The sequence below is a fragment of the Kitasatospora sp. NPDC057692 genome (assembly GCF_042799475.1).
In the GTDB taxonomy this organism is placed as follows: Bacteria; Actinomycetota; Actinomycetes; order Streptomycetales; family Streptomycetaceae; genus Kitasatospora.
Genome location: NZ_JBHVIV010000011.1, coordinates 154,355 through 164,059, shown reverse-complemented (window position 1 = coordinate 164,059; position 9,705 = coordinate 154,355). Strand labels below are relative to the sequence as shown.

Below are 9,705 nucleotides of genomic sequence, written 5' to 3'. Positions count from 1 at the left end.
CCCCCGGGCCGTCGGAGGAGCCGCCGGTGCACGCCGTCCCGCCGGTGCGCGCGGTTCCGGACGGTCCCGGCCCGGCGGACGACGGCACCGGCCTGCCCAGCCGCCGCCGGCGCCGGCCGCTGGCGCCGACCCCGCAGGCCGCCCCCGCCGGAACGCCGGATCAGGCCGCCGCCGTCCGGCCGGTGCGGACGCCCGAGCAGGCCGCCGCCCGCTGGCAGGCGCTCCAGCACGGCACCGGCTCCGGCCGCGCCGCCGTCGCCGAGGCCGAGGCTGTCGCCGAGGCCGCCGGGACCCGCGCGGCCGCCGGCACCCGCACCGACCCCGAGGCCGCCGACCCGGCCGGCCCCGGCCCCAGCCCCCACCCCCCGTCCCCCGCGGCGACCGGCCCCACCGGCGCCGACCTGGCGACCCCGCCCCGCCCCGACGCCGCCCGCACCGGCGTCGGTCCCGCGGACGCGTCCGGCCGCCGCACCACCCAGACCCCCTGAGGAGCCGCGCTGTGAGCAGCACGCCCAGCCCCACCAGCACCACGCCCAGCCCGTCCGACACCGACGGCATCGCCTGGGTGCTGACCCCGCTCCTGGAACTGCCGGGCGTCGTGCACGCGGTGATCGCCACCGGCGACGGCCTGGTCGAGGCCGCCTCGGACGGCCTGGCCCGCGCCTCGGCCGAGCGGGTCGCCGCGATGACCGCCACCGTGCACGCCGCCGCCCGGGCGTTCACCACCGCCTTCACCGACGTCGAGCAGCCCCGGCTGGCGCAGACCGTGGTCGAGTCCGACCTGGGCTTCGCCGTCGTCGTCCCGGCCGGGGTGAACACCTCGCTCGCGGTGTTCACCACGCCCGAGGCCCAGCTCGGCAACGTCGCCTACCAGATGCAGGTCCAGGTCGCCGCCCTGGGCCGGGCCCTGGCGAGCCCGGCCAGGCGGCAGGACGCCCCCGCGCGGTCATGACCCCCACCCCCCGCAGGCGGATGGTGCCCGCCTACCTGGCCACCGGCGGCCGGACCCGCCCGGGCGGCGACGGCTTCGAACGGCTCACCGTGCTGTTCGCGACCGGCGCCGACCGGCCGTCGGCGCTCGCGGAGCTGGAGGCGGAGCACCGACGGCTCTGGGACCTCTTACGACCCGGCGCGCTCACCGTGGTGGAGGCGGCCGCACACCTGCGGCTGCCGGTCAGCGCCACGGTCTTCCTCGCGGCCGATCTGGTCGAGGCGGGCTGCCTGCACGCCCGCGCGCCGATCCCCCGCGCCCAGCAGACCGACCGCTCCCTCGTCGAGAGGCTCCTCGTTGGACTCCGCACTCTCCGGTAATCCGCCCGGTCCGGGGCGGCCGGACCGGGTGGGCTACCTGCCCGACCCCGAACAGACGCTGATGAAGCTGGTGGTCGCCGGCCCGTTCGGGGTCGGCAAGACCACCTTCATCCGCACCCTCTCGGAGATCCCGACCCTGCACACCGAGGAGGCGATGACCGAGACCGGCGCCCCCGTCGACGACGTGGCCGGCCTGCCGGGCAAGACCACCACCACGGTGGCGGTCGACTTCGGCCGGCTCACCCTGCCCGGCGAGCTGGTGCTCTACATGTTCGGCACCCCCGGCCAGCGGCGGTTCTTCCCGCTCTGGCAGGACATCGCGCGCGGCGCCATCGGCGCCCTCGTCCTGGCGGACACCCGCCGGCTCGCCGACTCCTTCGAGATCATGGACATGGTCGAGGAGCAGGGACTGCCCTACGCGGTCGCCGTCAACCGCTTCCCCGACGCCCCGATCCACCCGGCCGCGGTGCTGCGCAGCCACCTCGACCTGCACCCGAGCACCCCGCTGGTGCTCTGCGACGCCCGGGAGCGCGGCTCCAGCCTGGACGCCCTGATCGCGCTCACCGAGCACGTCCTGCACGGCCTCCCCGCCGCCCCGGAGCAGCCATGACCGCCCCCGCCGCCCACCCCCCGATCGCCCTCCACGGCCCGGCCTTCGCCGCCGAACCGCAGGCCGTCTACGAGCGGCTGCGCCGACAGGGCCCGATCGCCGAGGTGGAGATCGCGCCCGGCGTCGGGGCCCTGCTGGTCACCGACTACCAGGCCGCCCTCGACCTGCTGCGCGACACCGACACCTTCTCCAAGGACTCCCGCGCCTGGCAGCGGACCGTCCCGGCGGACTCCCCGCTGCTGCCGGTGCTCGGCTACCGGCCGACCGCGCTGTTCAGCGACGGAGCGACGCACGCCCGCTACCGCCAGGTGATCACCGACGGCCTGGCGCTGCTGGAGCCGCACCTGCTGCAGCGCCGGGTCGCCGAGGTCGCCCACCGGCTGATCGACGCCTTCGGGGAGACCGGCTCCGCCGACCTCATCGCCGACTACGCCCGCCGGCTGCCCGTCCACGTCCTCACCACCGGCTTCGGCGTGCCCGACGAGCACCGCGAGCGGCTGGTGGTGGGCATCGTCGGCTCGATCGAGTCCACCCGGCACGCGGTGGCCGCGTACGCGGACCTCGTCGAGGTGGTCACCGGGATGGTCGCCGAGCGCCGCGAACGTCCCCGGCACGACCTGACCTCGTGGTTCCTCACCCATCCGGCGGGACTGGACAACGACGAGGTGGTCCGGCAGATCACCCTCACCATGATCGCGGGCAACGAGCCGACCACCAACCTCATCGGCAACGCCCTGCTGCGCCTGCTCACCGACGCCCGCTACGCCGGCTCGCTGTTCGGCGGGGCGATGACGGCGCACCAGGCGATCGACGAGGTGCTCTGGCACGAGCCGCCGCTGGCCAACCTCTCCGCCCACTACCCGCGGGTCGACGTCACCCTGCACGGCCGCGCGATCCCGGCGGGCTCGCTGGTCCTGGTCTCCTACGCGGCCGCCAACTCCCAGGCCGCCCCGCCCGCCGCCACCGCGGAAACCGCCGAACTGCGCAGCGGCGAGTCCGCGCACCTGGCCTGGGCGGCCGGCCCGCACGCCTGCCCGGCCCGGGACCCCGCCCTGCTGATCGCGATCACCGCGATCGAGCAGCTGACCAGCCGGATCGGCGACCTCGAACTCGCCGAGCCCGCCGAGGCCCTCCAGTGGCGCCCCGGCCCCTTCCACCGCGCCCTGGTCCGCCTCCCGGTCCGCTTCACCCCGGTCGCCGGATGACACGAGGAGGCCCGGACACCCTCGGGTGCCCGGGCCTCCTCGTGCTCCGCGCTACTCCGCAGGCTTCAGCGTCAGCGAGACCGAGTTGATGCAGTAGCGCTGGTCGGTCGGCGTGCCGTAGCCCTCGCCCTCGAAGACGTGGCCCAGGTGGCCGCCGCAGCGGGCGCAGCGGACCTCCACCCGGCGCATGCCGAGCGAGGTGTCCTCGATGTACTGGACGCGGTCCCCGGCCAGCGGCGCGTAGTAGGACGGCCAGCCGCAGTGGCTGTCGAACTTGGTCTCCGAGCTGAACAGCTCGGCGCCGCAGGCCCGGCAGCCGTAGACGCCGACCGTCTTGGTGTCGGTGTACTCGCCGGTGAACGGGCGCTCGGTGCCGGCCTCCCGGAGGACGTGGTACTCCTCGGGGGTGAGCTGGGCGCGCCATTCGGCGTCGGTCTTCTCGATCTCGTAGCTCATGACAGCTCCAGGTCGCGACGGGTCCGGGACTCGTCCGGGGACTCAGACGTTGGTGGCAACGCCGGTGAGGCACTCCAGGATTTCCGCACCCAGGTTGGTGACGTCGCCCGCGCCCATGGTGAGCAGCAGGTCGCCCGGGCGGGCCAGGCCGGCCAGCACCGCGGGGGCGGCGGCGAAGTCGTGCTCGGCGGTCACCTCGGCACCGGCCCGGCGGGCGGCGTCGATGATCAGCTCGCTGGTGACGCCGGGGATCGGGTCCTCGCGGGCCGGGTAGATGTCGAGCACCACGGAGGCGTCGGCGAGCGCCAGCGCGGCGCCCATCTCCTCGGCGAGCTGCTGGGTGCGGCTGAACAGGTGCGGCTGGAAGACCACCAGCACGCGGCCGGCGGTGGCCTCCCGGATCGCCTCCAGGTCGGCGGTCATCTCGGTCGGGTGGTGGGCGTAGGAGTCGATCACCTGGACGCCGCCCGCCTCGCCCTTGAGCTGGAGCCGGCGGCGCACACCGGTGTAGGCGCCGAGCGCCTTGGCCAGGTCGGCGGCCGGGACGCCGAGCGCGACGCCGGCGGCCAGCGCGGCGACCGCGTTGTGGGCGTAGTGCCGGCCCGGCACCGAGACGGTGAAGGCCAGCTCGGCGCCGTCCAGCAGCACGGTGACCTCGCTGGTCATGCCGTGCGGGACGACCGACAGGACGCGCAGGTCGGCGTCCTCGGCGGCGCCGACGGTGACCACCTTCAGGTCCGCGCGGCCGGCCACCCGGGCGGTCAGCTCGCGGGCGCCGTCGTGGTCGGCGGAGACGACCAGGGTGCCGCCGGGCACGATCCGGCCGACGAAGGTCTCGAAGGACTCGTGGATCTCGTCGATCGAGGCGTAGTTGGCGTGGTGGTCCAGCTCCACGTTGAGCACGATCGCCACCTCGGGCGCGTACTTGTGGAAGCTGCGGTCGCTCTCGTCGGCCTCGGCGACGAAGATCTCGCCGGTGCCGTGGTGGGCGTTGGAGCCGGGCGCGTCGAGGTCGCCGCCGATCGCGTAGGACGGGTCCAGGCCCAGCTCGCCGAGGGCGACGGCGAGCATGCTGGTGGTGGTGGTCTTGCCGTGGGTGCCGGCCACGGCCAGTGCCCGGCGCCCGCCCATCAGCGCGGCCAGCGCGTCGGAGCGGTGGACGACCGGGATGCCGCGCTCGCGGGCGGCGGCCAGCTCCGGGTTGTCGGCGCGGATGGCGCTGGAGACGACGATGCTGCTCGCGCCCTCCGGCACGTGCTCGGCGGCGTGCCCGATGTGCACGCCGGCGCCGAGGGCGCGCAGCGCGCGGACGGTCTCGGACTCCTTGGCGTCGCTGCCGGAGACGCTGGCCCCGCGCACCGCGAGGATCTTCGCCAGGCCGGACATCCCGGCGCCGCCGATGCCGATGAAGTGCGGGGCGTGCAGGTCGTGCGCGGCGTCGTTCAAGGCGGGGCTCCGTACGGGCGGGGATCAGGGGAGGGGCGGACGGCGTGCGAATCGTCCTCGCGGCCGGACCGCAAGGACGATTCTGCACCACGTCGGGGTCGCGTCAGGAGTCGCTGGCGAACAGCCGCAGCACCGGGACACCCACCTTGTGGCGGGCCTGGGAGGCCCAGTCACGGTGGAAGAACTCCTCCACGAAGTGCGGGGAGGTGAGCACCACCACCTCGTCGGCGTGGTGCTCCTCGACCACGGCGCGCAGCCGCTCCAGCGGCGACTCCTCGACCAGCTCGCCGACCGCCTCGGCACCGGCCCGCCGCAGGTGGCGCAGGCTGTGCTCCAGCGACTCGGTGGCGACCGTCGGCCCGCTCTCGGACTCGTCGTGCTCGCGCACCACCTTGTCGAGATGGCCGAGCGCGACGTCGTCGAGCGCCCGCAGCAGTTCGTCCTGCTTGCCGCGCGGCTGCATCAGGACGACGAAGGACACCTTCTCCTCGCTGTGGAGCGTGGTGACCAGCGCCACGTCCGCGTCGGAGAGCGCCTTTTCGATCATCAGTACCGTCTTGAACACGTGAGTCCCTTCCAGTCGCCGGCCCCCGGGCTCCGGCTTCGCATCCCATACTGCCCGGCGGAAGCTTTCCGCACGCTCCCCACCCGGCACACGGGCCACGCGGAGGAGGCCCCAAGTGGGAGCGGGATCACGATCCCGGGGTCACGGGGTGGCCGGACGCAGGTAGCGGGTGAAGAGGAATCCTTTCTGCTCGATCAATGAGACCAGTCGCATCCGCTGCACGTCGGGCAGGTGCGCATCGTGCAGGATGCGCGGCGCGTCGCCGCCCGTGAGCAGCGGCGCCAGCGACAGGCACAGCTCGTCCAGCAGGTCCTCGGCGGCCAGCTGCCCCAGCAGCCGGGGCCCGCCCTCGGTCAGCAGCCGGGTCCAGCCCCGTTCGACCAGCGCCGCGACCGCCGCCCGCAGGTCCACCGAGCCCCGGCCGGCCGTGATCACGTCGGCGACCTCGGCCACCGCCGCCAGACTGTCCGCCGGGGCGTCCTCGGTGGTGATCACCACGGTGCGCACCAGTGGCTCGGTGAACAGCGGCGACGCGAGGTCCAGCCCGAGCGAGCGGCTGACGACCGCGATCGCGGGCGCCGGCGCCTGCCCGGCCGCCCGGCGCGCGTCGGCGAAGTCGGCCCGCGCCCGGGCCGGCCGGTACCCCTCGGCCCGCACCGTCTCGGCCCCCACCAGCACCACGTCAGACAGCGCCCGCAGCACACCGAAGATCCGCTTGTCGGCGTCGCCGGAGAGCCCCTCGGAGAGCCCGTCCAGCCGGGCCCCGCCGTCCAGCCCCGCCACCATGTTGGCGCGCAGCCAGGGCCGCCCCCCGTTCACCTGTTCGGGGTACGCGTAGACGGCGGCCAGCGCCTCCAGCGAACTCGGGTCGTCGAAGGTCCGCGCCACCGGGCTGATCAGCTGTTGCATGCCACCAGTGTTCCACCGGCAGTTCGGTGACCGCCGTCCCGGAGCCCCCGCGACCAGGCGTACCCTTTACCACCGTGCCCGCAGCTTCCCGCCCCGCCACCGCGACCGAGCCGATAGCCCTCACCGCCCGGCGTCCCGTCGTCCCCGCCGAGCGCCTGGTCGCCGAGATGGTGCCGCCGCCGCGCTTCTCCGACGTGAGCTTCGGGACGTACATCCCGGACCAGGCCCAGCCCAGCCAGTACGAGGCCGTGCAGGTCCTGGAGGAGTTCGCCGGCACGCTCAACAGCGGAAACGGTTCCGCGCCCAAGCGCAGCTGGTTCCGCCGCAGCGCCCCGGCCCCGGCCGGCCCGGCCGGCGTCTACCTGGACGGCGGCTACGGCGTCGGCAAGACCCACCTGCTCGCCTCGCTCTGGCACGCCGCCCCCGGCCCCAAGGCCTTCGGCACCTTCGTCGAGCTGACCAACCTGGTCGGCGCGCTCGGCTTCCAGCAGGCCGTGCAGACCCTCTCCGGGCACCGGCTGCTCTGCATCGACGAGTTCGAGCTCGACGACCCGGGCGACACCGTCCTGGTCTCCACCCTGCTCGGCCGCCTGGTGGAGAACGGCGTCAAGCTCTGCGCCACCTCCAACACCCTGCCCGAGAAGCTCGGCGAGGGCCGCTTCGCCGCCGCCGACTTCCTCCGCGAGATCCAGGGCCTGTCCGCGCACTTCCGCCCGATGCGGATCGACGGCCAGGACTACCGCCACCGCGGCCTGCCGGACGCCCCGCCGCCCTACGGCGACGCCGAGGTGGACGCCGTCGCCGCCCGCACCCCGGGCGCCTCCCTCGACGACTTCGACGCCCTGCTCGCCCACCTCTCCGTCGTCCACCCCAGCCGCTACGGCGCCCTGCTGGACGACGTCACCGCCGTCTGCCTGCGCGGCGTGCGCCAGGTCGACGACCAGTCCACCGCCCTGCGCCTGGTCGTCCTCGCCGACCGCATGTACGACCGCGAACTCCCCGTCACCGCCTCCGGCCTCCCCTTCGACCGGGTCTTCCCCGAGGAGATGCTCCGCGGCGGCTACCGCAAGAAGTACCTCCGCGCCGTCTCCCGCCTCGTCGCCCTCGCCCGCGACAGCGCCCGGAGCTGAGGTGCGAGGCGCACGCGGCTGAGGGAAGGGTGCTCGGTTGTCGGTGGCGGGTCGTACGGTGGAGGCGTGCGACCCATCACGAGTATTGAGCGGTCAGTGGCGCCCTTCGAGGTCGTCAGTCCCTACCAGCCCAACGGTGACCAGCCGGCGGCGATCGCGGAGCTGGAGCGGCGGATCCGGGGCGGGGAGAAGGACGTCGTCCTGCTCGGTGCCACCGGTACCGGCAAGTCGGCCACCACGGCCTGGATGATCGAGAAGCTGCAGCGGCCCACCCTGGTGATGGCGCCGAACAAGACGCTGGCCGCGCAGCTGGCGAACGAGTTCCGCGAGCTGCTGCCGAACAACGCGGTCGAGTACTTCGTCTCGTACTACGACTACTACCAGCCCGAGGCGTACGTCCCGCAGACGGACACCTACATCGAGAAGGACTCCTCGATCAACGAGGAGGTCGAGCGGCTGCGGCACTCGGCGACCAACTCGCTGCTCACCCGCCGGGACGTGATCGTGGTCGCGTCGGTCTCCTGCATCTACGGCCTCGGCACGCCGCAGGAGTACGTGGACCGGATGGTGCAGCTGAAGGTCGGCGAGGAGATCGACCGGGACGTCCTGCTGCGGCGCTTCGTCGACATCCAGTACACCCGCAACGACCTCGCCTTCACCCGCGGCACCTTCCGGGTGCGCGGCGACACCATCGAGATCTTCCCGGTCTACGAGGAGCTGGCCGTCCGGATCGAGATGTTCGGCGACGAGATCGAGGCGCTGTACACGCTGCACCCGCTCACCGGCGAGATCATCAGCCAGCCCGAGGCCATCCACGTCTTCCCGGCCTCGCACTACGTGGCGGGCCCGGAGCGGATGGAGCGCGCGGTCAACGGCATCGAGAAGGAGCTGGAGGAGACCCTCGCCCGGATGGAGAAGCAGGGCAAGCTCCTGGAGGCCCAGCGGCTGCGGATGCGCACCACCTACGACATCGAGATGCTCCGCCAGATCGGCACCTGCTCCGGCGTGGAGAACTACTCGATGCACTTCGACGGCCGCGAGCCCGGCTCCCCGCCGAACACCCTGCTCGACTACTTCCCGGACGACTTCCTCCTGGTGATCGACGAGTCGCACGTCACCGTCCCGCAGATCGGCGCGATGTACGAGGGCGACGCCTCGCGCAAGCGCACCCTGGTCGAGCACGGCTTCCGGCTGCCGTCGGCGATGGACAACCGCCCGCTGAGGTGGGAGGAGTTCCTGGAGCGGATCGGCCAGACCGTCTACCTGTCGGCGACCCCGGGCCCGTACGAGCTGTCGCGGGGCGACGGCCAGGTCGAGCAGATCATCCGCCCGACCGGCCTGATCGACCCCGAGGTGATCGTCAAGCCGACCGAGGGCCAGATCGACGACCTGGTGCACGAGGTCCGCAAGCGGGTGGAGAAGGACGAGCGCGTCCTGGTCACCACGCTCACCAAGAAGATGGCCGAGGACCTCACCGACTACATGCTCGGCCTGGACATCCGGGTGCGGTACCTGCACAGCGACATCGACACGCTGCGCCGCGTCGAGCTGCTGCGCGAGCTGCGGGCCGGCGAGTACGACGTGCTGGTCGGCATCAACCTGCTGCGCGAGGGCCTGGACCTCCCGGAGGTCTCCCTGGTGGCGATCCTGGACGCGGACAAGGAGGGCTTCCTGCGCTCCGGCACCTCGCTGATCCAGACCATCGGCCGCGCCGCCCGCAACGTCTCCGGCCAGGTCCACATGTACGCGGACCGGATCACCCCGGCGATGGAGAAGGCCATCGAGGAGACCAACCGCCGCCGGGAGGTCCAGCAGGCGTACAACAAGAAGCACGGGATCGACCCGCAGCCGCTGCGCAAGAAGATCGGCGACATCCTGGACACCCTCGCCCGCGAGGACGTGGACACCGGCGAGCTGCTGTCCAGCGGCTACCGCGGCGCGGGCGGGAAGGGCGGCAAGGCCCCGGTGCCGGCGCTCGGCGCCGAGCGCAAGCCGGCGAAGTCGCTGCCGGCGGCCGAGCTGGCCGAGCTGATCCAGTCGATGACCGAGCGGATGCACGCCGCCGCCGTCGAC

At 73.5% G+C, this 9,705-nt stretch carries 10 protein-coding genes and 1 pseudogene; 7 read left to right on the top strand and 4 right to left on the bottom strand.

Going from position 1 to position 9,705, the window contains the following annotated elements:
• From ACFVFS_RS09950 to ACFVFS_RS09930, 5 genes and pseudogenes are all read left to right on the top strand, one after another.
• Positions 1 to 488, top strand: a pseudogene (locus ACFVFS_RS09950) (hypothetical protein); the annotation flags it as partial.
• A gap of 11 nt (positions 489 to 499) precedes the next feature.
• On the top strand, positions 500 to 952 hold the full coding sequence (locus ACFVFS_RS09945; RefSeq protein ID WP_380622105.1) for a roadblock/LC7 domain-containing protein: 453 nt from the start codon (positions 500 to 502) through the stop codon (positions 950 to 952).
• Positions 949 to 1,311: a DUF742 domain-containing protein gene (locus ACFVFS_RS09940; RefSeq protein WP_380622103.1), complete on the top strand. Its 363-nt coding sequence runs from the start codon at positions 949 to 951 to the stop codon at positions 1,309 to 1,311. Before ACFVFS_RS09945 ends, ACFVFS_RS09940 begins: the two co-directional genes overlap by 4 nt.
• Positions 1,312 to 1,372: 61 nt before the next feature.
• Positions 1,373 to 1,921 carry an ATP/GTP-binding protein gene (locus ACFVFS_RS09935; protein WP_380622120.1) on the top strand — a complete coding sequence of 183 codons (549 nt, stop codon included), beginning with the start codon at positions 1,373 to 1,375 and terminating at the stop codon, positions 1,919 to 1,921.
• Positions 1,918 to 3,126, top strand: coding sequence for a cytochrome P450 (locus tag ACFVFS_RS09930; protein ID WP_380622101.1), 1,209 nt, complete (start codon positions 1,918 to 1,920; stop codon positions 3,124 to 3,126). Before ACFVFS_RS09935 ends, ACFVFS_RS09930 begins: the two co-directional genes overlap by 4 nt.
• Before the next feature lie 51 nt (positions 3,127 to 3,177).
• On the opposite strand, the gene msrB is transcribed toward ACFVFS_RS09930, so the two are convergent.
• The 4 genes from msrB to ACFVFS_RS09910 form a co-directional block, all read right to left on the bottom strand.
• On the bottom strand, positions 3,178 to 3,582 hold the full coding sequence (gene msrB, locus ACFVFS_RS09925) for a peptide-methionine (R)-S-oxide reductase MsrB (RefSeq protein WP_350552787.1): 405 nt from the start codon (positions 3,580 to 3,582) through the stop codon (positions 3,178 to 3,180).
• A gap of 42 nt (positions 3,583 to 3,624) precedes the next feature.
• Complete coding sequence (gene murC / locus ACFVFS_RS09920) at positions 3,625 to 5,007, bottom strand: UDP-N-acetylmuramate--L-alanine ligase (protein WP_380622117.1); 1,383 nt, start codon at positions 5,005 to 5,007, stop codon at positions 3,625 to 3,627.
• A 124-nt stretch (positions 5,008 to 5,131) separates the two neighbouring features.
• On the bottom strand, positions 5,132 to 5,593 hold the full coding sequence (locus ACFVFS_RS09915) for an indole-3-glycerol phosphate synthase (protein ID WP_380622099.1): 462 nt from the start codon (positions 5,591 to 5,593) through the stop codon (positions 5,132 to 5,134).
• A 141-nt stretch (positions 5,594 to 5,734) separates the two neighbouring features.
• Entirely contained in the window at positions 5,735 to 6,502 is a 768-nt protein-coding gene (locus tag ACFVFS_RS09910; protein WP_380622096.1) for a pyrimidine reductase family protein, read from the bottom strand.
• A 74-nt stretch (positions 6,503 to 6,576) separates the two neighbouring features.
• Here ACFVFS_RS09910 and zapE point away from each other — a divergent pair, with 74 nt between their 5' ends.
• Together zapE and uvrB are read left to right on the top strand one after the other, a co-directional pair.
• A complete protein-coding gene (gene zapE, locus ACFVFS_RS09905) occupies positions 6,577 to 7,632 on the top strand; it encodes a cell division protein ZapE (RefSeq protein ID WP_380622093.1) in 1,056 nt (351 codons plus the stop codon).
• Between the two features lie 66 nt (positions 7,633 to 7,698).
• Positions 7,699 to 9,705, top strand: a 2,007-nt coding sequence (uvrB, locus tag ACFVFS_RS09900; protein WP_380622091.1) for an excinuclease ABC subunit UvrB, incomplete at its 3' end; no start/stop codon positions are given.

Bases quoted from the DNA above. Each gene is read 5' to 3' on its own strand.
- ACFVFS_RS09940 (WP_380622103.1), top strand. From the start codon at position 949: ATGACCCCCACCCCCCGCAGGCGGATGGTGCCCGCCTACCTGGCCACC.
- ACFVFS_RS09935 (WP_380622120.1), top strand. From the start codon at position 1,373: ATGAAGCTGGTGGTCGCCGGCCCGTTCGGGGTCGGCAAGACCACCTTC.
- ACFVFS_RS09930 (WP_380622101.1), top strand. From the start codon at position 1,918: ATGACCGCCCCCGCCGCCCACCCCCCGATCGCCCTCCACGGCCCGGCC.
- msrB (WP_350552787.1), bottom strand. From the start codon at position 3,582: ATGAGCTACGAGATCGAGAAGACCGACGCCGAATGGCGCGCCCAGCTC.
- ACFVFS_RS09910 (WP_380622096.1), bottom strand. From the start codon at position 6,502: ATGCAACAGCTGATCAGCCCGGTGGCGCGGACCTTCGACGACCCGAGT.